Source organism: Staphylococcus sp. HMSC035D11, assembly GCF_001836075.1.
In the GTDB taxonomy this organism is placed as follows: domain Bacteria; phylum Bacillota; class Bacilli; order Staphylococcales; family Staphylococcaceae; genus Staphylococcus; species Staphylococcus hominis.
Window position 1 is genome coordinate 135,948 of sequence record NZ_KV827232.1, and the last position, 26,101, is coordinate 162,048.

Annotated in this window: 23 protein-coding genes; 15 read left to right on the forward strand and 8 right to left on the reverse strand. The window is 31.3% G+C overall.

Annotation, left to right across the window (positions count from 1 at the left end):
* Positions 1-155: 155 nt before the first annotated feature.
* From HMPREF2647_RS05005 to HMPREF2647_RS05015, 3 genes are all read right to left on the reverse strand, one after another.
* A complete protein-coding gene (locus HMPREF2647_RS05005) occupies positions 156-470 on the reverse strand; it encodes a CHY zinc finger protein (protein WP_017175939.1) in 315 nt (104 codons plus the stop codon).
* Positions 471-497: 27 nt separating this feature from the next.
* Positions 498-1,424: a UDP-N-acetylmuramate dehydrogenase gene (gene murB, locus HMPREF2647_RS05010; protein ID WP_017175938.1), complete on the reverse strand. Its 927-nt coding sequence runs from the start codon at positions 1,422-1,424 to the stop codon at positions 498-500.
* 93 nt (positions 1,425-1,517) lie between these two features.
* Positions 1,518-2,033, reverse strand: coding sequence for a GrpB family protein (locus tag HMPREF2647_RS05015; protein WP_017175937.1), 516 nt, complete (start codon positions 2,031-2,033; stop codon positions 1,518-1,520).
* Positions 2,034-2,140: 107 nt separating this feature from the next.
* Between HMPREF2647_RS05015 and HMPREF2647_RS05020 the strand changes: the two genes are divergently transcribed.
* The 3 genes from HMPREF2647_RS05020 to HMPREF2647_RS05030 all read left to right on the forward strand — a co-directional run bounded on the left by HMPREF2647_RS05020 (position 2,141) and on the right by HMPREF2647_RS05030 (position 4,782).
* Positions 2,141-3,007 (forward strand): EMYY motif lipoprotein, encoded by an 867-nt coding sequence (locus HMPREF2647_RS05020; protein WP_070859628.1) that lies wholly within the window; start codon positions 2,141-2,143, stop codon positions 3,005-3,007.
* Positions 3,008-3,133: 126 nt separating this feature from the next.
* A complete protein-coding gene (gene ytxJ, locus HMPREF2647_RS05025; RefSeq protein ID WP_002449093.1) occupies positions 3,134-3,454 on the forward strand; it encodes a bacillithiol system redox-active protein YtxJ in 321 nt (106 codons plus the stop codon).
* A gap of 203 nt (positions 3,455-3,657) precedes the next feature.
* Positions 3,658-4,782 carry a glycerate kinase gene (locus HMPREF2647_RS05030; RefSeq protein WP_048681296.1) on the forward strand — a complete coding sequence of 375 codons (1,125 nt, stop codon included), beginning with the start codon at positions 3,658-3,660 and terminating at the stop codon, positions 4,780-4,782.
* Between the two features lie 45 nt (positions 4,783-4,827).
* Here HMPREF2647_RS05030 and pepT read toward each other — a convergent pair whose 3' ends face one another.
* The 4 genes from pepT to HMPREF2647_RS05050 all read right to left on the reverse strand — a co-directional run bounded on the left by pepT (position 4,828) and on the right by HMPREF2647_RS05050 (position 8,622).
* A complete protein-coding gene (pepT, locus tag HMPREF2647_RS05035; RefSeq protein WP_017175934.1) occupies positions 4,828-6,057 on the reverse strand; it encodes a peptidase T in 1,230 nt (409 codons plus the stop codon).
* A gap of 14 nt (positions 6,058-6,071) precedes the next feature.
* The gene (locus tag HMPREF2647_RS05040) at positions 6,072-6,566 is read right to left on the reverse strand and encodes a threonine/serine exporter family protein (protein ID WP_002448047.1); all 495 of its coding nucleotides are present in this window, start codon (positions 6,564-6,566) and stop codon (positions 6,072-6,074) included.
* A gap of 16 nt (positions 6,567-6,582) precedes the next feature.
* Positions 6,583-7,344 (reverse strand): threonine/serine exporter family protein, encoded by a 762-nt coding sequence (locus tag HMPREF2647_RS05045; protein WP_002448186.1) that lies wholly within the window; start codon positions 7,342-7,344, stop codon positions 6,583-6,585.
* Between the two features lie 207 nt (positions 7,345-7,551).
* Positions 7,552-8,622: a GGDEF domain-containing protein GdpS gene (locus HMPREF2647_RS05050; protein ID WP_017175933.1), complete on the reverse strand. Its 1,071-nt coding sequence runs from the start codon at positions 8,620-8,622 to the stop codon at positions 7,552-7,554.
* 372 nt (positions 8,623-8,994) lie between these two features.
* Here HMPREF2647_RS05050 and HMPREF2647_RS05055 point away from each other — a divergent pair, with 372 nt between their 5' ends.
* A complete protein-coding gene (locus HMPREF2647_RS05055) occupies positions 8,995-10,068 on the forward strand; it encodes a glycosyltransferase family 4 protein (RefSeq protein WP_070859631.1) in 1,074 nt (357 codons plus the stop codon).
* 64 nt (positions 10,069-10,132) lie between these two features.
* Here the strand turns inward: HMPREF2647_RS05055 and HMPREF2647_RS05060 are convergent, their stop codons facing one another.
* Positions 10,133-10,774 (reverse strand): YigZ family protein, encoded by a 642-nt coding sequence (locus HMPREF2647_RS05060; RefSeq protein WP_017175931.1) that lies wholly within the window; start codon positions 10,772-10,774, stop codon positions 10,133-10,135.
* Between the two features lie 140 nt (positions 10,775-10,914).
* Here HMPREF2647_RS05060 and fakB1 point away from each other — a divergent pair, with 140 nt between their 5' ends.
* The 11 genes from fakB1 (at position 10,915) to uvrA (ending at position 25,999) form a co-directional block, all read left to right on the forward strand.
* Positions 10,915-11,781, forward strand: a complete 867-nt coding sequence (fakB1, locus tag HMPREF2647_RS05065; RefSeq protein ID WP_017175930.1) for a fatty acid kinase binding subunit FakB1 — start codon at positions 10,915-10,917, stop codon at positions 11,779-11,781.
* 306 nt (positions 11,782-12,087) lie between these two features.
* A complete protein-coding gene (locus HMPREF2647_RS05070; protein ID WP_019834943.1) occupies positions 12,088-13,170 on the forward strand; it encodes a DEAD/DEAH box helicase family protein in 1,083 nt (360 codons plus the stop codon).
* Positions 13,163-13,840: a ComF family protein gene (locus tag HMPREF2647_RS05075; protein WP_017175928.1), complete on the forward strand. Its 678-nt coding sequence runs from the start codon at positions 13,163-13,165 to the stop codon at positions 13,838-13,840. Before HMPREF2647_RS05070 ends, HMPREF2647_RS05075 begins: the two co-directional genes overlap by 8 nt.
* A 61-nt stretch (positions 13,841-13,901) precedes the next feature.
* Complete coding sequence (gene hpf, locus HMPREF2647_RS05080; protein WP_017175927.1) at positions 13,902-14,477, forward strand: ribosome hibernation-promoting factor, HPF/YfiA family; 576 nt, start codon at positions 13,902-13,904, stop codon at positions 14,475-14,477.
* 461 nt (positions 14,478-14,938) lie between these two features.
* Entirely contained in the window at positions 14,939-17,476 is a 2,538-nt protein-coding gene (gene secA, locus HMPREF2647_RS05085) for a preprotein translocase subunit SecA (protein WP_070859634.1), read from the forward strand.
* Positions 17,477-17,590: 114 nt separating this feature from the next.
* Positions 17,591-18,704 (forward strand): peptide chain release factor 2 gene (gene prfB, locus HMPREF2647_RS05090; RefSeq protein WP_100442621.1). Its coding sequence is split into 2 segments (ribosomal slippage): positions 17,591-17,662 and positions 17,664-18,704, totalling 1,113 coding nucleotides; the frame shifts between segments, so codons are not numbered across the junction.
* A 220-nt stretch (positions 18,705-18,924) separates the two neighbouring features.
* Positions 18,925-19,809, forward strand: a complete 885-nt coding sequence (locus HMPREF2647_RS05095) for a COG3942 and LysM peptidoglycan-binding domain-containing protein (protein ID WP_049415410.1) — start codon at positions 18,925-18,927, stop codon at positions 19,807-19,809.
* A gap of 208 nt (positions 19,810-20,017) precedes the next feature.
* Positions 20,018-20,665, forward strand: coding sequence for a YfbR-like 5'-deoxynucleotidase (locus HMPREF2647_RS05100; RefSeq protein WP_017175923.1), 648 nt, complete (start codon positions 20,018-20,020; stop codon positions 20,663-20,665).
* A 5-nt stretch (positions 20,666-20,670) separates the two neighbouring features.
* Positions 20,671-20,898, forward strand: a complete 228-nt coding sequence (locus HMPREF2647_RS05105) for a CsbA family protein (protein WP_017175922.1) — start codon at positions 20,671-20,673, stop codon at positions 20,896-20,898.
* Between the two features lie 267 nt (positions 20,899-21,165).
* Entirely contained in the window at positions 21,166-23,151 is a 1,986-nt protein-coding gene (gene uvrB, locus HMPREF2647_RS05110; RefSeq protein ID WP_019834949.1) for an excinuclease ABC subunit UvrB, read from the forward strand.
* Positions 23,152-23,158: 7 nt separating this feature from the next.
* Positions 23,159-25,999 carry an excinuclease ABC subunit UvrA gene (gene uvrA, locus HMPREF2647_RS05115; RefSeq protein ID WP_070859637.1) on the forward strand — a complete coding sequence of 947 codons (2,841 nt, stop codon included), beginning with the start codon at positions 23,159-23,161 and terminating at the stop codon, positions 25,997-25,999.
* The last annotated feature ends 102 nt before the right edge of the window (positions 26,000-26,101 follow it).

A 26,101-nucleotide genomic window follows, 5' to 3' on the forward strand; every position in this document is an offset into this window, starting at 1 on the left:
TTACTGGCTTCTTTATTTACAATACTTCGTATGGTTGGCTCGATTTGTTAGGGGACAACTTTAGTCTGTAGTCTTTAGTTTGTCCTGTTCCCTCAAGAGTCTTGCCAAAATACTTTGTCTTTATATGTTATTCTATATATCATTTAATTTAAGTATTAAATTTCAAAATATAAATGATAGTGAAATTTACAACGTGAATTAAAATGTGCTTGGCAATTTGGACATGTTTCAGTCATCATGTATTCATGAATAGAGAGTTCATTTTGACAAACTCCACAAAGTATCGCCTTTTTATGAAATTCCTCTGCTGACCAACGCTGAATGTTATGAGATTCATGTTCGTTATGACATTGATAACAAGGATAATACTTTTCACAACATTTAAATTTAATCGCTATAATGTCAAGAAATGTATGATAGTGAATACAACGTGTTTCATTGTCTACGAGAGAACCATAAACTTTTAGCATTGTTTCACATCTCCTAACATTGAGAATTTACTCTGACTCTGGATATTCGCCAATGATTCGAACTTCACGATGTAATTCAACATCAAACTTTTCTTTCACGACTTTTTGTACGTGATGAATTAAATTCTCATAATCAGTTGCTGTACCATTATCGACATTTACCATAAACCCAGCATGTTTAGTTGAGACTTCTACGCCACCAATACGATGACCTTGAAGATTTGAATCTTGAATTAATTTTCCAGCAAAATGACCTGGAGGACGTTGGAATACACTACCGCATGACGGGTATTCAAGTGGCTGTTTAGATTCACGACGTTCTGTAAGATCATCCATTTTAGCTTGAATCTCGTTCAAGTTGCCTGGTTCTAAAGTAAATGCTGCTTCAAGAACTACTAAATGTTGTTTTTGAACGACACTATTTCTATAGTCTAAATGTAATTGTTCTTTAGTAAGTTGTATCAAATCGCCGTGTTCATTTACACATAAAGCATAATCGATGCAATCTTTAATTTCTCCTCCATAGGCGCCTGCATTCATATAAACAGCACCACCAACAGAACCAGGAATGCCACAAGCAAATTCTAAGCCGGTAAGAACGTGATCTCTTGCCGCTCTTGATACATCTATAATTGCTGCACCGCTTCCTGCTATAATTGCATCATCTGAGACATTAATATGATTAAGAGATAATAGACTAATCACAATACCTCTGATACCGCCTTCGCGAATAATAATATTTGAACCATTCCCTAAATATGTAACAGGTAATTGATGTTCATGAGCATAACGTACGATAGTTTGTACTTGCTCATTTTCAGTAGGTGAAAGGTAAAAATCTGCATTTCCACCAGTTTTCGTGTATGTATAACGTTTTAACGGTTCATTAACTTTAATAATATTGTCAGGTACTAAAGATTTTAAATCTTTTAAGATGTCTTCTTGTTCTAACATAAGTACATCCTTTCTTCTCTTCTATAATCTAAACTTTATTATAGCAACTTTACATATGTTTTGCTAAAAGAGTTTAAAACAATTTGTATATCATTAAAGTGTATGATACAAATTATCAAAAAATTTCTGTTTTTGGTTTTCGTAGTATCGGATTGTTGAGTTTAGATTGATAAATTTATTTTTCTGATTAGAAAACATCTGTGCTACGTGTTTTTGTGTAGACAGTACGTGATCTATAGCTAAATATTGAGTGAATAAGGGCGTATCTATTTGAATAATATGTAATCGTATTATTTGCTTAAGATTGATCATATTATCAAATTTTGCCATCATCACTTTCTTTTTATAAGGGTGGTGTAATCGATAAAAGCCTACATAATTCAATCTCTTTTCATCAAGAGATGTAATATCATGGAGATTGTTGACTCCAACTAAAACATCTAAAATCGGTTCTGTGGGATAAGAAAAATGTTTTGTTCCTCCGATATGTTGTGTAAATTTTACTGGAGAATCTAACAAGTTAAATAACAGAGCTTTAGTGTCTTCGTACAACTGATGATAATCATTGCCGTTGGAACAATTTATAAATGATTGAACAGATGCATACATGTGTAACTCCTTCAATTAAATTATTATACAAATTCTGAAATACTATAACATAATTTATTTTCAATATAAATAACTTTATGTATAATACGGGTGTTAGGAGTGCAAAAATGAAAAAAATAATAATACTTTCATTATGTTCACTATACTGTTTGATACTTTCGGGTTGTGGTCAGAATAATAATGAAGATTTAAATCGCTTCAAGCAACACTTATCTAAAGTAGAAGCTAAGCAAAAAAGTGTGGAAAAAGTGTTGAATCAATTAGAGCTGAACCGATTAAATAATATAAGTAAAACCGATACAACAGATAAAAATAAAAAATCATTTGAACGACTACAGAAAAATATAAATCACCGTTTAGTGCCTGAGTTTAAAGAGTATGAAAAAGAAGCTAAACATCTTCCGGCTAAGACAAATAAAACTCGTCAATTAAAGAAAGATTATTTAAATCATGTGAGTAAGCAACATCAATCTATAAATGAAATTAAATCATTTGTAGATTTATATAATCAATCAGTTGTGGAAAATGAAAAAATTCTAAATTATACACATTCATTTGAAATAAATAGAGCACTAGTAGAAAAAGATATACGTAAAACAAATAATCAAGAAAATGCACATCTATTAAAATCTAAAATTGAAAACAATAATCGTAATTTACGAAAAACTGCTCAAAAATATTTAGAAAAGGATAATTATCCTACTTCAAAAGCAATTAATGAGCATATAAAACCACTGATACAAAAACAGATTAAAGATTTAAATCAGACTAATATTACAGATTCACATTTAAACAATGCTCGTAAAAATGCGATAGAAATGTACTATAATTTACTTGATTATTATGAGACACGTGAAACAACTATTAAGATTGAAGATCAACTTTCAAAAATTAATGTTGAGAAACTACCTAAAACGGGTAAAGATTTAAGTAAGGGAAATCACAACTTTAAAACAAAATTAGAAAAAGTATAGCAAAACGAATAAAACCTAAATTTAAATTTTTGGTTAACATTATATGATGAAATGTGTATAATTGTAGCCATTGAGAAGTTTAATTTAAAAAAAGGGACAAAGTTAAAAAATTTAGAGGTGAATAGAATGGCTATAAAGCTGAGTTCGATTGACCAGTTTGAACAAGTATTAGAAGAACATAACGATGTATTTGTATTAAAACATAGTGACACATGTCCAATTTCAGCTGCAGCATTTGATCAATTTAATAAGTTTTTATATGAAAGAGACATAGATGGATATTATCTAGTAGTTCAAGAAGAAAGAAAACTTTCTGATTATATTGCTGAAAAGACAAATGTGAAACATGAATCACCACAAGCTTTTTATTTTGTAGATGGAAAAGCTGTATGGAATGCTAGTCATAGTGATATTAATGTATCTACATTAGCACAAGCTGAAGAATAAGAAAGATAATATATCGATTTAAGAGTCTGGTACATTTTTTGTTACCAGCTCTTTATTATATCTACATTTTTATCATTTTAAATGACTTTTATATTTATAAAATGTAAAAAATGAAATATGCGATGAACCTATGTATAATGTGAAAATGAAGTTATAACGTATGAATTTAAGAAAGATAGAAAGTGGCATGAGGTGAAAATAGAATGAAAATTTTAGTAGCCATGGATGAATTTAACGGTATTATTTCGAGTTATCAAGCGAATCGTTATGTGGAAGAGGCAATAGCAAGTCAAATTGATCAGGCAGATATTGTACAGGTACCTTTATTTAACGGACGTCATGAATTATTAAATTCAGTATTTCTTTGGCAATCAGGTACAAAATATAAAGTGAATGTTCATGATGCTGATATGAATGAGATTGAAACGATATATGGACAAACTGAAGAAGGTACTATAATTATTGAAAGTAATTTATTTTCAAAAGGTAATAAAGCAATTGAACAACGTACTAGTTTTGGGCTAGGAGAAGTTATTTTAGATGCATTAAACAAGGACACAGATCATATTATTATATCTTTAGGTGGTATGGATAGTTTTGATGGTGGCGTAGGGATGCTACAAGCTTTAGGAGCTAAATTTTATGATGATGAAAATAGAGAACTTGACGCACGAGAAGGCGCACAAATGATTAAATTCATTCGTCATATTGATATCTCTGGACTGCCTAGTACATTGGAAAATGTCAGACTGCAAGTGATGACAGATTTTTCTAGTAAGTTGTATGGAAAAAATAGTGAAATTATGAAGTTAAGCTATAATCATCAAATTCCACACAAAAAAGCAGTAGAAATTGATAATTTAATGTGGTACTTAAATGAGATTATGAAAAATGAATTACATATTGCTTTAGGATCTATTGAACGTGGAGGAGCCGGTGGCGGTATTGCTGCGGTGTTGAAAGCATTATACAACACAGAAATTTTAACGAGTCATGAACTAGTAAATCAAATTACACATTTAGATGAGTTAGTATCTCAGGCAGATTTAATTATCTTTGGAGAGGGTTTAAAAGAAGAAGATCATATGCTTGAAACAACCACATTGACTATTGCGGAACTTACAGAAAAATATCACAAACCATCTATTGCAATTTGTGCGACTAATGATAAGTTTGATATATTTAATCATCATCGCGTAACAGCCATGTTTAACACATTTATTGAAATGCCGAAAACATATACAGATTTTAAAATGGGTCTTCAAATTAGACATTATACAGTTCAAGCTTTACGATTATTAAAAACTACAGCTAATGGAATAAAATAAATAAAAAAGTTTAGTTCAAAGAATGAACTAAACTTTTTTTATTTGTTATTTTTCATATTGTGTTACTTCTTGAGCAATACCAATAATCACTTGTACTGCTTTTTCCATTACATCGATAGAAGCATATTCAAATGGGCCATGGAAGTTTCCACATCCTGTAAAAATATTAGGTGTAGGTAAACCTTTAAATGAAAGCTGAGAACCATCAGTACCACCGCGTATAGGCGCAGTATTTGGTTTTATCTCTAAATCTGCAAATACTTTTTTAGGAATATCAATAATATACGGATGTGGCTTAATTTGTTCAGCCATATTATAGTATTGGTCTTCGATATCTACTTTTACTGGATAACCTTCATAATGAATATTAATATCATCACGAATTTCTAAAAGTTTTTTCTTTTTAAGTTCAAAAGATTTTCTATCATGATCTCTTATAATATATTGTAAAGAAGCTTTTTCAACTGTTCCTTCTATTTTCATTAAATGATAGAATCCTTCATAACCTTCTGTACGTTCTGGTACTTCATTAGCAGGTAGTAGACTATGGAATTGATGTGCTAATCCAATAGCATTAACCATAACGTTTTTTGCAGAACCAGGATGAACGTTTACACCATGTGTAGTGATTGTTGCTTCTGCTGCATTAAAACTTTCGAATTGTAATTCTCCAAACTCACTGCCATCCATAGTATAGGCGAAATCGGCATTAAAGCGTTTCACATTAAATTTGTGAGGACCACGACCTATTTCTTCATCAGGTGTAAAAGCTATACGTATGCGACCATGTTTAATTTCTGGATGGGTCTGCAAGTATTTTACTGCTTCCATAATTTCTACAACACCTGCTTTATCATCGGCACCTAGTAAAGATGTACCATCTGTAATCATTAGAGTGTGACCTTCTAATTTTTTAAGTTCTGGAAATACATCTTGACTTAATACTCGATTTGTTTGACCTAATTTAATAGGTTGACCATCATAATCTTCTATAATCTGAGGATTAACATTTGTCGCATTAAAATCTGGTGATGTATCTACATGTGCTAAGAAACCTACCGTAGGAACTTCTTTTTCTATGTTACTTTCTAAAGTAGCAAAAAGATAACCATTATTATCCAATTCTGTTTCTAATCCAAAGTTTTGCAGTTCTTTTTGTAATAAATGTAATAAATCCCATTGTTTCTCAGTAGAAGGCGTCGATTTCGATTCGGGATTTGATTGTGTATCTATTTTCACATATCTTGATAATCTATCTATAATCTGTACTTTCATGACGAAACATCCCCTTAGACTCTATTGTTCATATTGTAAGATTTTCTGTACGTTTTTCCTTTGATTTTACCATAAAATTGCTTAATACGTGTGTAAATATAATAGAGAATTTCTGCTACTAATATTCCAAAAGCAATTGAACCAGAAATTAATGTGACCTCTAGAAATGTATTCACAGCATGAGTATAGTCATTAGATACTAAAAATCGTGTTGCTTCATATGCTGTACCACCAGGAACAAGAGGGATTATACCTGGCACAATGAAGATAATCACGGGTCTTTTATAGCGTCGACTCATCACATGACTTAATAAACCAAGAATTAAACTACCTAAAAACGCAGCGCCAACTTTTCCTAAATCCATATCTACGGTATATTGATAAATTGTCCAAGCTAAGGCGCCGACAAATCCACAAGCAAGTAAAAGTCGTTTAGGAGCGTTAAATATAATAGAAAAAAGTACTGTCGAAATAAAACTTATAACAAAATGAAATAAATAAAATAACATACATAAACAGCCTTTCTTAAAGAATTAATAAAACAATCGCTACGCCTGCACCAATAGCGAATGATGTTAGTGCAGCTTCTACACCACGAGACATTCCAGCAAGTAGCTCGCCAGCCATTAAATCTCTAATAGCGTTACAAATTAAAATTCCAGGTACTAAGGGCATAACACTAGAAATTGTTATAATATTTTGATTTGTAGCAATGCCTAGTTTAGTAAATGTAACAGCAATTGTAATGACTACTGCTGATGCTACAAATTCAGAAAAGAATTTAATTTGAATGAAACGCTGGACAAAGCTAAAAGTTAAGAACGCAGCACCGCCAGCTAAAATAGCAATCCAGCAATCAGAAACAACACCGCCAAACATGAGTAAGAAAAAGCCACATGCAATTGCCGCAGCAAAAAAATTCAATAAAAAAGAATATTGTAATGAAGCTTTACTTAGATGAATCAGTTCTGATTTAGCTTCATCAATAGTTAACTCATTTTTAGCAATCTTTCTAGAAAGACTATTTGTAAGAGCAATTTTTTCTAAATCTGTAGTACGATCTCTAATTCTTATAAGCCTTGTATTTGTTCGATCATTAAGTGAGAAAATGATAGCGGTCGATGTGACAAAGCTATATGTATCATTTAAACCATAACTGTGAGCAATTCGATTCATAGTGTCTTCAACACGGTAAGTTTCAGCTCCAGATTCTAAGAGAATACGACCAGCTATTAACACAACATCAATCACCTTATTTTCATCGATAATAGTGATTGAATTATTCATAAAAGCACCTCCACAATAATTAAAATATATAATGATTTTCTTGTATATCTATAATATTCTTCGCTTGTATTAATACTTTATTACTAAATCAGTCATTTTAAAAGTAGAATAACAAATAAATAATATAGATGTTAAATGAGTATAAAAAAGAGATGCAACAGAATTCATTTCGAATTCCACGTTCCATCTCAAATTAAATCGTAACGTCTATAATTTAATTATAGGATTAAACATTACTTGATTACGACCTTCTTTTTTAGCTACATGGACCATATCATCGGCGTCTTTAAATACTTTACGTTGAGATTTATATTCATCTTGAGATAAATAACCAACGCCAATAGATACAGATAATTTTATAACTTCCTTATTAGGTAAATGGAACGAAGATTTTTCGACTGCCATCCTAATATTTTCAGCAAGTTTCACACTTTGATCTAAAGAATAATCGAAGATAACGATAGAAAATTCTTCACCGCCATTACGGAAGATTTTAAATTGATGTGGTACATAATTTTTAAGCAATTGAGACATTTGTTTTAGTACAGCGTCTCCTGCTTTATGAGTATATGTATCATTAACATCTTTAAATCCGTCAATGTCAACGAGTAAAAGTGCGAGACTAGTATGTTCTATTTCGGCTTTTTGAGAAATCTTATTTAAATGTCTATCAAATTCTTTTACATTACCTAAACCTGTTAAATAATCGTACTTATCCTCGTTTTCGTACCGTGTAACAAGCGAAAAGAAATGCCAGATATCAACAAAGGTAATAGCAGAAGTAATCGTTAGTACGAATGAAATAGGTATAAGCATAATTAATTCAGTTAAATCATATAAAGTTGTGAAGATAGATAAAACAAAAATAATAACAATACTGATAGCATTTAAAATAATTAAAGCAATAATATCATTTTTTTTAAGAAACGGCCCAATTAAACTAACAATAATACCTATTATAATAAGAACGACGCCATAAAAAAATGAATTTCCGAATAAAAATATATCCACTAGACTTATGATAAGTGAGGCAATAAAAGTGTAACCGACGTTTGTATAGCGACCAAGGAATAGTAACGGAACGAAAGTTAGGCGAATAAGATATTGATGATGAAAAGGAATAGGGTAAGCTGTTAATAGTAATGCCACCAAAGTCATTAAAATTGTGACATAACCTTTAGAAAATATCATGATTTTATTTTCTGAATATTGTAATCGATGGAATAAATAAATTCCAGCTACCATAACGGCAATATTGTAAATAATTGCTTCAATCATATTGGGATCGACTCCTTTAAATTAACCATTAGTAATTGTAAGTGAAAACTTACTATTTGTCATTAAGTTGTTTGTTATAAAATATATATTATGAATTTCAGATAGACTTTCATGTTCAAATTTATAACAAAATGATATGATATAAAAAATACGTATCTTTACAAAAAATTTACAATTAATTTTAATTAGTTTATGATACATGATTAAAAGTGGTCTATTTAATGAATAGATTATTACGAAGAAAATAAATAGACTAATAATATATAAAATTAAAAAAGTATATATACTACTATAGTCTAATTTAAAAAATTAATAATAATTGTTTAAATAGTATAGATGAAAAAATAACAGGAATATATTGAAGGTGAACTGATGTATACTTTATTACTTATTGTTGTAACATTGGTAATCAGTTTAATAATAACACCTATTATAATAAAGGTTTCTTTTAAATTTAATTTAGTAGATCGACCTAACTATAGAAAAGTACATACAAAACCAGTATCAGTCATGGGAGGTACTGTCATACTACTTTCATTTCTTATTGGTTTATGGTTAGGTCATCCCATAGAGAGAGCAGTCAAACCTTTGGTAATTGGTTTAATTATTATGTATTTTGTAGGCATCATTGATGATATTTATGATTTGAAGCCAATTTTAAAATTAATTGGACAAATTATAGCAGCATCAGTTGTCGTTTTTTACGGGATTACCATAGATTTTATTTCTTTTCCAATTGGTCCAACCATTCATTTTGGTATTTTAAGTATACCGATTACAATTATATGGATTGTAGCAATAACAAATGCAATAAATTTAATAGATGGTTTAGATGGTTTGGCATCAGGTGTGTCAGTTATTGGTTTAACTACCATTGGTTTCATAGCTATATTACAAGGAAATGTATTTATCATTATGATTTGCAGTTTGTTGATTGGCGCATTACTTGGCTTCTTATTCTTTAATTTCCATCCTGCTTCAATCTTTTTAGGCGATAGTGGAGCATTAATGATTGGATTTATTATTGGCTTTTTATCCTTACTAGGTTTTAAAAACATCACATTTATTTCTTTATTCTTCCCAATTGTTATTTTAGCGGTACCATTTATTGATACCTTATTTGCAATGATTAGAAGAGTGAGAAATGGTCAACACATTATGCAAGCAGATAAATCACATTTACATCATAAACTTCTTTCATTAGGATATACACATCGTCAAACAGTATTACTGATATACTCTATTGCGATTATGTTTAGTTTATCGAGTATTATATTGTATTTATCTCAACCATTAGGTGTATTACTAATGTTTATCTTAATCGTCATCACAATTGAACTCATCGTTGAATTTACTGGTTTAATAGATGATAGTTATCGTCCTATTCTTAATTTAATTTCTAAAAAAAATGACGATGCATCTCGCCATAAGACAAACCATAAATAATACTTTTATTCACTTATTTACAAAAGCCAGCAATCTTAAGCGTTTGCTGGCTTTTGTAATTTAATTAATTTGTTTCAATATCAAAAGGTAATTGCTTAGGTGTATCTTTTTCTAAATCATATTGACTTGCTGTATTACGGTTTAAAAATTCGATAAATGAGTCGTATTCTGTTTCTACAACATCAATCTTATAACTCACTTTATCAGTGTAAACTTTGTCTCTTAGAAAAAAAGAGGTTGAAGCAAGTTCATACTCAAATTTACCTGTTAAGTCATAATTAATGGTAACAGTAGTGGGAATAGCATTTCTTAATTCTACACGGCCGATATCGTAAATCACATCTCGTACTGCACCACTATATGCACGAATTAATCCGCCACCGCCAAGTTTAATGCCACCAAAATACCGAGTAACTACTACACAAGCATTGTGAATATCCAGTTTTTTTAATATTTCAAGCATAGGAATACCTGCTGTTCCTGTTGGTTCTCCATCATCGTTGGCTTTTTGTATATTCATTTGATTGCCAACAGTATACGCAGAACAATTATGTGTTGCTTCTTTATGAGTTTGTTTTACTTCTTCTATAAACATCTTAGCCTCTTCTTCTGAGAAAACAGGTTTGATATGAGCAATAAATCGAGATTTATTAATTGTATTTTCAATAATATGTTCTTTTTTTATAGTAATAACATGATCACTCAATTGATAAATACCTCCACGATATGATTAATATGAATTTTATTATACACGTTTGTTTTCTTTTAGATAAATAATTGATTATGAATTTCCTTTTTTATTAAAATAATTTATAATACTGTTGAGTATAATTGAGGAGGACGATTATGAAAATTGCAGTAATGACAGACTCTACTGCGAATCTGCCAAAACATATTATTGAAAAATATCAGATACCAGTTGCACCACTGAGTGTAACATTTGATGATGGAGAAACATTTACTGAACATCCAGATCTTTCAAAAGAATCTTTTTATAAAAAAATGGCCGCATCTAAAACAATTCCTACAACAAGTCAACCAGCTATTGGTGAATGGATAAAGAACTATGAGGAATTAAGAGATAAAGGTTATACAGATGTTATCGTCTTTAATTTATCAAGTGGGATTAGTGGTAGTTATCAATCAGCAACACAAGCAGGTGAAATGGTAGATGGCATTCAAGTCCACACATTTGATACAAGATTAGCTTCTATGATTGAAGGCAGCTATGTGATTTATACATTAAAATTGATTGAAGACGGAGCAACTCCTAACGAAATTATTGAGGAATTAACGTCTATTCGTAAAGATACAGGTGCATACTTATTTGTTGATGATTTAAAAAATTTACAAAAAAGTGGTCGTATTACTGGTGCCCAAGCATGGATTGGAACACTTTTACAAATGAAGCCAGTGCTTAAGTTTGAAGAAGATGGAAAAATTCATCCTTTAGAAAAAGTACGTACACGTAAGCGAGCTTATAATTCTATAGAACAACATGCACTTGATATTGCGAAAAATATTAATGATGTAACAGTGTTTGTGATTAATGGCGATAAAATAAAAGAGGGTAAAGATTTTTGTGCTAAATTAAAAGAGAAATATTCAAACATTAATATTCAATATTGTGAATATGGACCAGTCATTGCATCTCATTTAGGTTCAGGTGGAATCGGAGTTGGATATTTCCCAAGAAAAATTGTAATCGAATAAGATGAAGGTCTAATCGTTAAAAGTGAGAACATGGAGGGCTAAGGTACCCATCTCCTTTTCGATTAGACTTTTTTTATTTTAATAAGGAAGTGATGAAATATTAAATATTATGGAAGATTAGTATCTTCAGAAATAGAATTAAAAGATGAAATAATCAGTGAGAAAACGTTAGGTATCGTAAAGAGTTCAAAAGGATATCGATGTATTCAATGTGGTAATGAAGATAGTGCTCATTTCTATCAATATTTTTCCTCTATTCTTAATAAAGAAGTAATATATTGTCGACAATGTATACATTTAGGAAGAATGGATAATATTACTGAATATAAAATCATTAAAAGTAAAAATGTTAAATCAGAGGGATTATATACATTATCTTTTAAATTATCTGAACAGCAATGTTATGCATCTGAAAAAATCTTATCTGCTATAGAAAACTGTGAAGACTTATTATTATATGCGGTAACTGGTGCAGGAAAAACAGAGATGATATATGAGGGTATTAGCTTATCACGTAAAAGAGGATTTAATGTAGCAATCATCTCTCCAAGAGTAGATGTAGTAGTAGAGATTAGCCAGCGTATTAAAGAAGTTTTTTTGAAAGAAGATATTGACGTATTGCATCAATCAAGTAAACAACAATATAACGGACATTTTGTAATTTGTACTATCCATCAACTATATCGATTTAAAAATCACTTTGAAGTTATTTTTGTCGATGAAGTTGATGCATTTCCGCTGCCTATGGATCATCATCTACAAAATGCTATTAAACAAGCGGCTAAACCGCTATCTACATTGATTTATATGACTGCAACGCCACCTAGACATTTACTGCGTCAAATACCAAAACATCGCATTATACAGTTACCTGCTCGCTTTCATAGACACCCATTACCAGTTCCAAAATTTAAATATTTTAAATTAAATATGAATCGTACTCAAAGTTTTTTAAAGTATATGTTATTAAATCAGATTGAACATAAAAGATTTACGTTAGTATTTTTTAATAATATAGAAAAGATGATTAAGATATCCGAATACTATAAAAAAATATTTTCAGATTTGATATGTATTTCAAGTGAAGATGCTTTACGTTTTGAAAAAGTGAAAGCACTTCGTGAAGGAAAACATCGAATTGTTTTTACAACAACAATTTTAGAACGTGGATTTACTATGGCTCAATTAGACGTTATCGTAATTAATGCAGATACATTTGAAAAGGCTGCATTAGTACAAATTGCTGGAAGAGTTGGACGTAAACAAGAAGCTCCCACAGGAATGGTATTATTTCTTCATGAAGGTGTGAGTATATCAATGTTGATGGCTAAAAAAGATATTACAAGAATGAATAAATTAGGGATTCAAAGAGGGTGGATCGATGAATAAATGTATTCAGTGTGCTACTTCTATTCACGAAGAGTTATCTATATTTAATTTTTATAAACCACCACAACAATTTTGTGAAACATGCAAAAAACAATGGCAAGCCATTAAGCTTGATATCAATGATGAAAAAAGATGTACAAGATGCCTTAATTATAAAATAAATACAGGTGATGAATGTTTAGACTGTAAATGTCTCAATCAGCAATTTACGCTAATGTCACAACTGTATTGTGATTATAAATATGATGGAATAATGAAAGAAACGATTCATCATTACAAATTTATGAAAGATTATTATTTAGCTGAGGTTTTAGCTTCAAAGTTAACATTGCCTAAAACGTCATACGATTATATTGTCCCTATTCCATCCCCTTATAAAAGAGATGAACATCGAACGTTTAATCCAGTAACCACTGTTTTGGACAAAATGGGTATAAGCTATATAGAATTATTAGGCACACGTTCACGACCTAAGCAATCAAGACTTGGAAAAAAAGAACGATTTAAAGCTGACAATCCGTTCTATCTTAAAGAAAATATAGATATTACAAATAAAAATATTTTACTGATTGATGATATCTATACTACAGGTTTGACAGTTCATTATGCTGGAAGTGTATTATGTAATAAAAAAGTCAGAAAATTCAAAGTGTTTGCGTTTTCAAGATGACTTAAACATGATATTATAATAGTAAGAATTACCAATATTAGAGGTTAAAGGAGAGATAACTATGATTAGATTTGAAATTCATGGAGATAACCTCACTATTACAGATGCTATTCGCAACTATATTGAGGAAAAAATTGGTAAACTTGAACGTTATTTTAATAATGTGCCAAATGCAGTTGCACATGTAAAAGTTAAAACGTATCAAAATTCAGCTACTAAAATCGAGGTAACAATTCCTTTGAAAAATGTTACATTGAGAGCTGAAGAACGACACGACGATTTATACGCAGGAATTGATTTAGTTACAAGCAAATTAGAACGTCAAGTTCGTAAATACAAAACGCGTGTGAATCGTAAGAATAGAGATAATGGAGAACAAGAACCATTTATTGCTGAGCAACAAACAGTAGTGAATGAGGATGTGGAAGATACTTCAGAATCATCAAATGAGAATGAAATAGAAATTATTCGTTCTAAACAGTTTAGTTTAAAACCAATGGATTCTGAAGAAGCAGTATTACAAATGGATTTATTAGGGCATGATTTTTACATTTTTACAGATCGTGAAACAGATGGTACAAGTATTGTGTATCGACGTAAAGATGGTAAATATGGTCTGATTGAAACAACTGAATAGTTGAATGTAGACGTTCTTTACGAAAGTTAAGTATGAGGAACTATGACTAGAATTGAAAATACATGACATAAGCACGTGTTCAATTCAGTCAATGACTACTTCCTTGTTTAAAGGTACCTGAGACAAGTTGATGTCCCAGGTACTTTTATTATTTAGAAGAGAATAATAAATATTATATGTATCGTACAATGTGAAGAATAAGTATGAAGCTACTATCGACTAGCTACTTTTACACTTATTCATGGACGGTATAATCATGCTATGCTAATGTAATGAGGTAATTAAAAATTAAAGGGATAGTAAGTTTTTTAAAATAGAAAGAAAGTATAAATATAAAAGTAATTATTGTACACAATTAAGCATATCATTTATATGAGTATTTAAGTATAAATTTGAACTTATAAATGATATTATAAATTGTTGTAGGCCAAACAGTTTTTTTAGCTAAAGGAGCGAACATAATGGGATTTTTATCAAAAATTGTTGACGGCAATAAGAAAGAAGTGAAACGTTTAAGTAAAAAAGCTGATGAAGTACTTGCTTTAGAGGAAAAAATAGCGATTTTAACTGACGAAGAAATCAGAAATAAAACGAAACAATTTCAAGAAGAAGCACAAGCAATTGAAGATGTAAAAAAACAAAATGACTATTTAGATAAAATTTTGCCGCAAGCATTTGCATTAGTACGTGAAGGTGCAAAACGTGTATTTAACATGTCACCTTATAAAGTTCAAGTTATGGGTGGTATTGCTATTCATAAAGGTGATATTGCAGAAATGAGAACTGGTGAAGGTAAAACATTAACTGCGACAATGCCAACGTATTTAAATGCTTTAGCAGGTCGAGGTGTTCATGTTATTACAGTCAATGAATACTTATCTAGTGTTCAAAGTGAAGAAATGGCTGAATTATATGAGTTTTTAGGTTTAACAGTTGGTTTAAATCTAAATAGTAAATCTACAGAAGAAAAACGAGAAGCATATGCAAAAGACATTACTTATAGTACAAATAATGAATTAGGCTTCGATTACTTAAGAGATAATATGGTGAATTATGCGGAAGAACGAGTAATGAGACCTTTACATTTTGCGATTATTGATGAGGTTGACTCTATTTTAATAGATGAAGCAAGAACACCGTTAATTATTTCAGGTGAAGCTGAAAAGTCAACGTCTCTTTATACTCAAGCGAATGTTTTTTCTAAGATGTTAAAAGCAGATGAAGATTATAAATATGATGAAAAAACAAAAGCTGTTCATTTAACAGAACAAGGTGCAGATAAAGCAGAACGAATGTTTAAAATCGATAATTTATATGATGTTCAAAATGTAGATATTATTAGTCATATTAATACTGCTTTAAGAGCACATGTTACTTTACAACGCGATGTCGATTATATGGTCGTAGATGGAGAAGTATTAATTGTAGATCAATTCACTGGTCGTACAATGCCGGGACGTCGTTTTTCTGAAGGATTGCATCAAGCTATTGAAGCTAAAGAAGGCGTGAAAATTCAAAATGAATCTAAAACAATGGCTTCAATTACTTTCCAAAACTACTTCCGTATGTATAATAAATTAGCTGGAATGACTGGTACTGCTAAAACTGAAGAAGAAGAGTTCCGTAATATCTATAATATGACAGTAACTCAAATTCCAACGAACAAACCTGTTCAACGTCAAGATAAGTCTGATTTAATTTATATTAGTCAAAAAGGAAAATTTGATGCAGTTGTAGACGATGTAGTTGAAAAACATAAACAAGGACAACCAGTTTTATTAGGTACTGTTGCAGTAGAAACAAGTGAATACATTTCAACTTTATTGAAAAAACGCGGTATACGTCATGATGTATTAAATGCGAAGAATCATGAAAGAGAAGCTGAAATTGTAGCAAATGCAGGACAAAAAGGTGCAGTTACTATTGCTACTAATATGGCTGGACGTGGAACAGACATTAAATTAGGTGAAGGCGTAGAAGAAATAGGTGGCCTTGCCGTAATAGGTACTGAACGACATGAATCTCGTCGTATTGATGATCAATTACGTGGTCGTTCAGGTCGTCAAGGAGATAAAGGGGATAGTCGTTTCTACTTATCATTACAAGATGAATTAATGGTTCGTTTTGGTTCTGAAAGACTTCAAAAAATGATGAATCGTTTAGGTATGGATGATTCAACGCCAATAGAATCTAAAATGGTTTCACGTGCAGTTGAGTCAGCTCAAAAACGTGTTGAAGGAAATAACTTTGATGCACGTAAACGAATTCTCGAATATGATGAAGTATTACGTAAACAACGTGAAATTATTTATAATGAACGTAATAGCATTATAGATTCAGAAGATAGTTCAGAAATTGTTATGGCGATGATGCGTACTACTTTACAGAGAGCTATTAACTACTATATTAACGATGAAGATGATAATCCTGATTATGGACCATTTATAGATTATGTTAATGATGTGTTTATTCAAGAAGGAGAATTAACTGAAGAAGAAATTAAAGGTAAAGATTCTGAAGATATTTTTGAAGTGGTATGGGCTAAAATTGAAAAAGGTTATGAAATCCAAAAAGAAAAAATTGGAGATCAAATGCCTGAATTTGAACGTATGATTTTATTACGTTCTATTGATACTCATTGGACTGACCATATTGATACAATGGATCAGTTACGCCAAGGTATACACTTACGTTCATATGCACAACAAAATCCACTTCGTGATTACCAAAATGAAGGACACGAGTTATTTGACTTAATGATGCAAGCTATTGAAGAAGATACGTCTAAATATATATTAAAATCTGTTATTCAAGTAGACGAACAAGTTGAACGTGAAAAAACAACAGATTTTGGTAAGGCACAACACGTATCTGCTGAAGATGGCAAAGAAAAAGCAAAAAAACAGCCTATTGTAAAAGGTGAAAAAATTGGACGTAATGATCCTTGTCCTTGTGGTAGTGGTAAAAAATATAAAAATTGCCATGGTAAAGAAGATTAATATCAAGTAATTATAATTAGGCGAGATCGAGACGTATATTGCTTATCATTTAAAAGCTTTTGTCACGATCTCGTATTTTATTTAAAGAATTTATAAATAAAGGAGACATATATAGTGGAATTATCAGAAATCAAACGTAATATTGATGAATATAATAATGATTTAGAACAAATTAGGGGGTCTCTTTGACTTAGAAAATAAAGAAACAAATATTCAAGAATATGAAGAAATGATGACAGAACCGGACTTTTGGGATAACCAAAATAAAGCTCAAGATGTTATTGATAAAAATAATGCATTAAAATCGATAGTTAATGGTTACTATGAACTCAACCATAAATTAGAAGATATGGATGCAACATGGGAATTACTTCAAGAGGAATATGATGATGAAATCAAAGAAGATTTAGAACAAGATATTGTAACATTCAGAGAACAAATCGATCAGTTTGAATTACAATTATTATTAGATGGCCCACATGATGCAAATAATGCTATTTTAGAGTTGCATCCTGGTGCTGGAGGGACCGAATCTCAAGACTGGGCTAGCATGTTATTAAGAATGTACCAAAGATATGGTGAACAACAAGGTTTTAAAGTAGAAACCATCGATTATTTACCAGGTGATGAAGCGGGAGTAAAAAGCGTCACATTATTGATTAAAGGTCATAATGCCTACGGTTACTTAAAAGCAGAAAAAGGAGTACATCGACTTGTAAGAATTTCACCTTTTGATTCATCTGGAAGACGCCATACGTCATTTGCTTCTTGTGATGTTATACCAGAATTTGATAATGATGAAATAGAAATAGAAATTAATCCTGATGACATTACAGTAGATACATTTAGAGCATCAGGTGCAGGTGGACAACATATCAATAAAACAGAGTCTGCAATCCGTATTACTCACCATCCAACTGGAATTGTAGTGAATAACCAAAATGAACGTTCTCAAATCAAGAACCGTGAAGCTGCAATGAAAATGTTGAAATCTAAATTATATCAATTGAAGTTAGAAGAGCAAGAACGTGAAATGGCAGAAATTCGTGGTGAACAAAAAGAAATAGGATGGGGTAGTCAAATTCGTTCGTATGTATTCCATCCATATTCTATGGTAAAAGATCATCGTACAAATGAAGAAACTGCTAAGGTAGATGCAGTAATGGATGGAGATATTGCGCCATTTATAGAAGCTTATTTACGACAAACGATGTCACAAAATGATTGATTGAGTTGTTTATTAATAAAAAATAAAATTTTAAAATCTAAATAAATCTAACTTTAAAATGTAATTCGTGACTTGTAATATTACTAATTTAATCAATTTAAACTAATTTAGGAGTGTTATTTAACCTTTATATTACAAGGTTTTAACATTCCTCTTTTTTAATGTTGTTTATGCTAAAGTATTAATGAACAAGAATACACTACAGCAAAGGAATGACAACATGTTAAAAAAATCAATAACTGTAACATTTGCTTCAATTGCAGCAATTACAGGTTTAAATACGTTAGCACATGCACAACAAACACATATTGTTAAAGAAAAAACAAATGTAGAAGCAGTGGCACAACAATTTTCTACAACTGCAGATGAGATAAAAAAATTAAATCATATAGGTAATGATGAAGTTGAAAAAGATGTTTCAATAGTTGTACCTGATAAAGATATTGTTGAAGTTAAATCTGGTGATACATTAAACAAAATTGCGAAAGCTCATCATTTAACATTAGATGAATTATATGCATTTAATCCAGGAGTAAAACCGTTAATTCATCCTGGTGATTTAATCGCAGTAAGTGACAAAGGTTCAGCAACATTAGAAAGTCACTTGATAAGTGATAGTAGTGTATATGCTACGCCTTATTCAAGTGAAACTGTACCATTAAGTTATAATAGCGCTGAAACTGCGCCGTATGTAGCGTCTCCATCATATGTTACTAGTAGTAATGACAATACAGAAACAGTCAGTGCACCAGTATATTATAATAATAGCGCTTTAAATAACCAAGGTAATCATTATTATTTTGGTAACTGTACATATTATGCATTTGATCGTAGACAACAATTAGGACGTTCAGTAGGGAGCTATTGGGGAAATGCAAATAATTGGGCAAGCTCAGCTAGAAATGCTGGTTTAGTGGTCGATCATCGTCCTGAAGTAGGAGCGGTTTTCCAAACATCAGCGGGTTACTATGGTCACGTAGGTATCGTAGAACGTGTGAATAATGATGGTTCGTTTTACGTTTCAGAAATGAATTGGAATGGTCATTTCAATGATGTTACAAATAGAACAATTTATAATTCGTCTAGTTATAATTTTATACATTAAATTTTTCAAAGGATTTATAATGTTAAAACATCAACAAAGCTTATGTTTTGTTGATGTTTTTTAGTTATTAATAATGCAATGTATTATTTAAAAGAAGAAATAAAAGTTACGAAATTATCACAATTAAAAATTTTTACTAAACGATTGATTGATATAATAAATACAAGTATAATTTCTATTTAATAATATAAGGAGGTATAACCGCATTATGGGGGTTCATCAATACTTTAAACGTTTATCTGATCTTGAAAAATTAATAAGATTGCCAGGAAAATTCAAATATTTTGAGCATAATGTTGCAGCACATTCATTTAAAGTGACTAAAATAGCTCAATACTTAGCAACAGTTGAAGAATATCATGGTAATTCAATTGATTGGAAAAGTTTGTATGAAAAAGCCCTTAACCATGATTTTGCAGAAGTATTTACAGGGGATATTAAGACACCAGTTAAATATGCAAGCAGAGAATTAAAAATGTTATTTTCCCAAGTCGAAGAAGAAATGGTAGATACGTTCATTAATGAAGAAATTCCGAAGCCATACCAAGATATTTATCGTAAAAGACTTCAAGAGGGAAAAGATGATTCTTTAGAAGGCCAAATTTTATCAGTAGCTGATAAAATTGATTTATTATATGAAACGTTTGGTGAAATTCAAAAACGTAATCCGGAAGATCTGTTTTTTGAAATCTATGAACATAGTCTAGAAACAATAATGCAGTTTGATCATTTAAGTTCAGTACAAGATTTTATCGATCACGTTATACCGGAAATGCTTACGGAAAACTTTATTCCTCGTGCTGAACTACGTGAAACAACAATGTCAATCTTAGAACGACGAAGACGAAATGAGTGAATATAATGATATGGTATACTTTAGCTGCCTTCTTTCCTTGTATCTTAGTTATTTTATTCAGTGTAATTACCAGAAGTAAATGGGTAGGCGTCATTGTAACATTGATATTAATTGCCGCTTCAGTGTATAAAGGATTTTTTCATAATGAATGGATTATATTTTTAGATGTAGTATCTATCCTAGCTGGTTATGTGATTATTGATAATTTAGAATTTCACAAACATCAAGACTAAGCTAAAAAAATTGCAGTACGATACCATTTGTTTTATATTATTAATACATATCTAATAAAAATACGTCAACATATTAAGATGAGGCATAAATATAGAAGTGAATTTATATTTGTGTCTCATCTTTTATATATGTATAAAAAGTGATGGCAAACGTAAGCGAACAAACGTTTGTTTTTTTATTCGCTTTTTTGTTAAGATAAGTATAAATAATTTTATTTTTACTGAAATAAACATTTAATAAAATAAACTGAGGAGGCGCTTGAAAGAATGGTAGAACATCATCCTTTTAAATTAAATTCTGAATTTGAACCACAAGGAGACCAGCCTCAAGCCATAAAAAAAATTGTTGAAGGTGTTAAAGCTGGTAAACGTCATCAAACATTACTTGGTGCAACGGGTACTGGTAAAACATTTACCATGAGTAATGTAATTAAAGAAGTTGGAAAACCTACATTAATTATAGCGCATAATAAAACGTTAGCAGGTCAATTGTATAGTGAATTTAAAGAGTTCTTTCCTGAAAATAGGGTAGAATATTTCGTAAGTTACTACGACTATTATCAACCTGAAGCATATGTGCCATCAACGGATACATTTATCGAAAAAGACGCCTCAATTAACGATGAAATCGATCAGTTACGACATTCAGCTACAAGTGCTTTATTCGAACGTGATGATGTGATTATTATTGCAAGTGTAAGTTGTATTTATGGTTTAGGTAATCCAGAAGAATACAAAGATTTAGTTGTTAGCGTTCGAGTAGGGATGGAAATGGATAGAAGTGAGCTTCTTCGAAAATTAGTCGATGTTCAATATTCAAGAAACGACATCGATTTTCAACGTGGTACATTTAGAGTAAGAGGAGATGTTGTAGAAATCTTTCCTGCTTCAAGGGAAGAAATGTGTATCCGAGTAGAATTCTTTGGCGATGAAGTTGATAGAATCAGAGAAGTAAATTATCTAACTGGTGAAGTGATACGTGAAAGAGAACATTTTGCTATATTCCCGGCTTCCCATTTCGTTACTAGAGAAGAAAAAATGAAAGTCGCTATTGAACGTATTGAAAAAGAACTTGAAGAGCGATTAAAAGAATTGAAAGCTGAAAATAAATTATTAGAAGCACAACGTCTAGAACAACGTACAAATTATGACTTAGAAATGATGAGAGAGATGGGCTTTTGTTCAGGAATAGAGAATTATTCTGTTCATTTAACATTAAGACCACTTGGTTCCACACCTTATACGTTACTTGATTATTTTGGTGATGATTGGCTTGTAATGATAGATGAGTCGCACGTGACGTTACCACAAATTAGAGGTATGTTCAATGGAGACCAAGCACGTAAAAAAGTACTCGTAGATCATGGTTTCCGTTTACCAAGTGCTATGGATAACCGTCCACTTAAATTTGAAGAATTTGAACAAAAAACTAAACAGCTCGTTTATGTTTCTGCAACACCTGGTCCATATGAAATTGAACATACTGATAAAATGGTAGAACAAATTATTCGACCAACTGGTTTATTAGATCCTAAAATTGATGTTCGACCTACGAAGAATCAAATTGATGATTTACTCAGTGAAATTCAAGAAAGAATTGATAGGAATGAACGTGTGCTTGTTACAACCTTAACTAAAAAAATGAGTGAAGATTTGACAACATATATGAAAGAGGCAGGAATTAAAGTGAATTATCTTCATTCTGAAATCAAAACACTTGAACGTATAGAAATCATACGTGATTTAAGAATGGGCACGTATGATGCTGTAGTAGGTATCAATTTGCTTAGAGAGGGTATTGATATACCTGAAGTGTCGTTAGTAGTTATTTTAGATGCAGATAAAGAAGGATTTTTACGTTCAAATCGTTCACTTATTCAAACTATCGGACGTGCTGCACGTAACGATAAAGGAGAAGTTATCATGTATGCCGATAAGATAACAGACTCTATGCAGTACGCAATTGATGAAACACAGCGTCGTCGAGAAATACAAATGGCACATAACGAAAAATATGGTATTACTCCTAAAACAATCAATAAAAAAATACATGACGTCATTAGTGCTACAGTGGATAATGATGACACAAATGAAAAACAACAAACTGAAGTACCTAAGAAAATGACAAAGAAAGAGCGTCAGAAAACAATTGAAAATATTGAAAAAGAAATGAAAAAAGCAGCTAAAGATTTAGACTTTGAAAGAGCAACAGAATTGAGAGATATGTTATTTGAACTAAAAGCAGAAGGGTGATTATTAAATGAAAGGTCCAAGTATCATAGTTAAAGGTGCAAGAGCACATAACTTAAAAGATATCGATATTGAGTTACCAAAGAACAAACTTATAGTGATGACTGGTCTCTCTGGGTCGGGAAAATCATCACTTGCATTTGACACAATATATGCTGAAGGACAACGTCGCTATGTAGAATCGTTAAGTGCCTACGCACGACAGTTTTTAGGACAAATGGATAAGCCGGATGTTGATACCATTGAAGGACTATCACCTGCAATTTCAATTGACCAAAAAACGACAAGTAAAAACCCACGTTCTACAGTAGCTACTGTGACTGAAATATATGATTACATTCGATTATTATATGCACGTGTGGGGAAAGCATTTTGTCCATATCATGGAATCGAAATCGAATCGCAAACCGTGCAGCAAATGGTAGATCGTATATTAGAATTAGAAGAGAGAACTAAAATTCAAATTTTAGCTCCTTTAGTTTCACATAGAAAAGGAAGCCATGAAAAATTAATTGAAGATATTGGTAAAAAGGGATATGTCAGATTACGTGTCGATGGTGAAGTAGTCGATGTAAACGACGTTCCTGCACTAGATAAAAATAAAAATCATACTATTGAAGTAGTTGTAGATCGTTTAGTTGTAAAATCAGGAATAGAAACAAGATTAGCAGATTCAATAGAAACAAGTTTAGAGTTAGGTGAAGGAAACCTTATTGTTGATGTCATTGGTGGAGAAGATCTCAAATTCTCTGAAAATCATGCTTGTCCAATTTGTGGATTTTCTATAGGTGAATTAGAGCCTAGAATGTTTAGTTTTAATAGTCCATTCGGTGCTTGTCCAACATGTGATGGATTAGGTCAAAGACTTACAGTGGATCTAGATTTGGTTGTTCCTGATACTAATAAAACTTTAAATGAAGGTGCGATTGAACCTTGGGAGCCTACAAGTTCCGACTTTTATCCAACATTATTAAAACGAGTATGTGAAGTTTATAAAATTAATATGGATAAGCCATATAAAAAATTGACTGATAGACAAAAAGGTATTCTTATGAATGGGTCAGGCGATAAAGAAATTGAGTTTTCATTTCATAGTCGAAATGGAGGCACACGCCGTAGAAAAATGAAATTTGAAGGCGTAGTCGCTAATATAGATCGACGTTATCACGAATCACCATCAGAATATACACGTGAAATGATGAGTAGATATATGACTGAACTTCCGTGTGAAACATGTCACGGTAAACGTTTAAGTAAAGAAGCACTTTCAGTATATGTTGGTGGATACAATATTGGAGAAGTTGTAGAATATTCAATTAAAAATGCACTCAAATTTTATGAGAATATAGAGTTATCAGAGCAAGACAAAGCGATTGCTAAACAAATTTTAATTGAGATTATTTCAAGATTGACATTTTTAAATAATGTAGGCCTTGATTATTTAACACTGAATCGTTCTTCAGGAACATTATCAGGTGGAGAAGCACAACGTATTCGTCTTGCTACTCAAATTGGATCACGATTGACAGGCGTGCTTTATGTATTAGACGAACCTTCTATCGGGTTACATCAACGCGATAATGATCGTTTAATCAATACATTAAAAGAGATGAGAGATTTAGGTAACACACTAATTGTCGTTGAACATAATGATGATACGATGAGAGCAGCAGATTACCTTGTTGATGTCGGACCTGGTGCAGGTAACCATGGCGGCGAAATTGTCTCAAGTGGGACTCCTAAAAAGGTAATGAAAGACAAGAAATCCTTAACAGGTCAATACTTGAGCGGTAAAAAACGTATTGACGTACCGGAACATCGCAGAGAAATCACGAATCGTAAAATATCAATTAAAGGTGCAAAAAGTAATAATTTAAAAGATGTTGATGTAGATATTCCATTGTCTGTAATGACGGTTGTAACTGGTGTTTCTGGATCAGGTAAAAGTTCATTAGTTAATGAAGTGTTATATAAATCATTAGCTCAAACAATTAATAATTCTAAAGTTAAACCTGGAGAGCATGAGGAAATTAAAGGTATTGATCAATTAGATAAGATTATAGATATTGATCAATCACCTATAGGAAGAACACCACGTTCTAACCCGGCGACATATACAGGTGTATTTGATGACATTAGAGATGTTTTTGCTCAAACGAATGAAGCTAAAATTAGAGGATATCAAAAAGGACGCTTTAGTTTTAATGTTAAAGGCGGTCGTTGTGAAGCTTGTAAAGGCGATGGCATCATTAAAATAGAAATGCACTTCTTACCAGATGTATATGTTCCATGCGAAGTGTGTGATGGCAAACGATACAATAGAGAAACTTTAGAAGTCACATATAAAGGGAAAAATATTGCAGATGTATTAGCAATGACAGTAGAAGAAGCGACTTATTTCTTTGAAAATATTCCTAAAATTCATAGAAAATTACAAACACTTGTAGATGTAGGATTAGGCTATATTACTTTAGGACAACAAGCAACCACACTTTCTGGTGGGGAAGCACAACGTGTGAAACTGGCTTCAGAATTACACAAACGTTCTACAGGACGCTCAATTTATATCTTAGATGAACCTACTACAGGTCTTCATGTTGACGATATCAGTCGATTATTAAAAGTATTAAATCGCCTTGTGGAAAATGGAGATACAGTGGTTATTATTGAACATAATTTAGATGTTATTAAAACAGCAGATTATATTATAGATTTAGGACCAGAAGGTGGCGAAGGTGGCGGTACTATCGTTGCAACTGGAACGCCAGAAGACATTGCAAGTGTGGAAGCTTCTTATACTGGTAAGTATTTAAAAACAGTGTTAGAGCGTGATAAAGTGCGAGATGAATAAAATAGCATTTAATGTGCGATAGTGTTTTTTTAGAGTACAAATGAAGTAGAATATCATTTTACTGGTTTTGAAAAAGAGGCTGGGACATAATTTCTAACAAAT

What these genes read in the sequence shown, in the direction of transcription:
- HMPREF2647_RS05005 (WP_017175939.1), bottom strand. Translation starts at nt 470, where the DNA reads ATGCTAAAAGTTTATGGTTCTCTCGTAGACAATGAAACACGTTGTATT.
- murB (WP_017175938.1), bottom strand. Translation starts at nt 1,424, where the DNA reads ATGTTAGAACAAGAAGACATCTTAAAAGATTTAAAATCTTTAGTACCT.
- HMPREF2647_RS05015 (WP_017175937.1), bottom strand. Translation starts at nt 2,033, where the DNA reads ATGTATGCATCTGTTCAATCATTTATAAATTGTTCCAACGGCAATGAT.
- HMPREF2647_RS05020 (WP_070859628.1), top strand. Translation starts at nt 2,141, where the DNA reads ATGAAAAAAATAATAATACTTTCATTATGTTCACTATACTGTTTGATA.
- ytxJ (WP_002449093.1), top strand. Translation starts at nt 3,134, where the DNA reads ATGGCTATAAAGCTGAGTTCGATTGACCAGTTTGAACAAGTATTAGAA.
- HMPREF2647_RS05030 (WP_048681296.1), top strand. Translation starts at nt 3,658, where the DNA reads ATGAAAATTTTAGTAGCCATGGATGAATTTAACGGTATTATTTCGAGT.
- pepT (WP_017175934.1), bottom strand. Translation starts at nt 6,057, where the DNA reads ATGAAAGTACAGATTATAGATAGATTATCAAGATATGTGAAAATAGAT.
- HMPREF2647_RS05040 (WP_002448047.1), bottom strand. Translation starts at nt 6,566, where the DNA reads ATGTTATTTTATTTATTTCATTTTGTTATAAGTTTTATTTCGACAGTA.
- HMPREF2647_RS05045 (WP_002448186.1), bottom strand. Translation starts at nt 7,344, where the DNA reads ATGAATAATTCAATCACTATTATCGATGAAAATAAGGTGATTGATGTT.
- HMPREF2647_RS05050 (WP_017175933.1), bottom strand. Translation starts at nt 8,622, where the DNA reads ATGATTGAAGCAATTATTTACAATATTGCCGTTATGGTAGCTGGAATT.
- HMPREF2647_RS05055 (WP_070859631.1), top strand. Translation starts at nt 8,995, where the DNA reads ATGTATACTTTATTACTTATTGTTGTAACATTGGTAATCAGTTTAATA.
- fakB1 (WP_017175930.1), top strand. Translation starts at nt 10,915, where the DNA reads ATGAAAATTGCAGTAATGACAGACTCTACTGCGAATCTGCCAAAACAT.
- HMPREF2647_RS05070 (WP_019834943.1), top strand. Translation starts at nt 12,088, where the DNA reads ATGGATAATATTACTGAATATAAAATCATTAAAAGTAAAAATGTTAAA.
- HMPREF2647_RS05075 (WP_017175928.1), top strand. Translation starts at nt 13,163, where the DNA reads ATGAATAAATGTATTCAGTGTGCTACTTCTATTCACGAAGAGTTATCT.
- hpf (WP_017175927.1), top strand. Translation starts at nt 13,902, where the DNA reads ATGATTAGATTTGAAATTCATGGAGATAACCTCACTATTACAGATGCT.
- secA (WP_070859634.1), top strand. Translation starts at nt 14,939, where the DNA reads ATGGGATTTTTATCAAAAATTGTTGACGGCAATAAGAAAGAAGTGAAA.
- HMPREF2647_RS05095 (WP_049415410.1), top strand. Translation starts at nt 18,925, where the DNA reads ATGTTAAAAAAATCAATAACTGTAACATTTGCTTCAATTGCAGCAATT.
- HMPREF2647_RS05100 (WP_017175923.1), top strand. Translation starts at nt 20,018, where the DNA reads ATGGGGGTTCATCAATACTTTAAACGTTTATCTGATCTTGAAAAATTA.
- HMPREF2647_RS05105 (WP_017175922.1), top strand. Translation starts at nt 20,671, where the DNA reads ATGATATGGTATACTTTAGCTGCCTTCTTTCCTTGTATCTTAGTTATT.
- uvrB (WP_019834949.1), top strand. Translation starts at nt 21,166, where the DNA reads ATGGTAGAACATCATCCTTTTAAATTAAATTCTGAATTTGAACCACAA.
- uvrA (WP_070859637.1), top strand. Translation starts at nt 23,159, where the DNA reads ATGAAAGGTCCAAGTATCATAGTTAAAGGTGCAAGAGCACATAACTTA.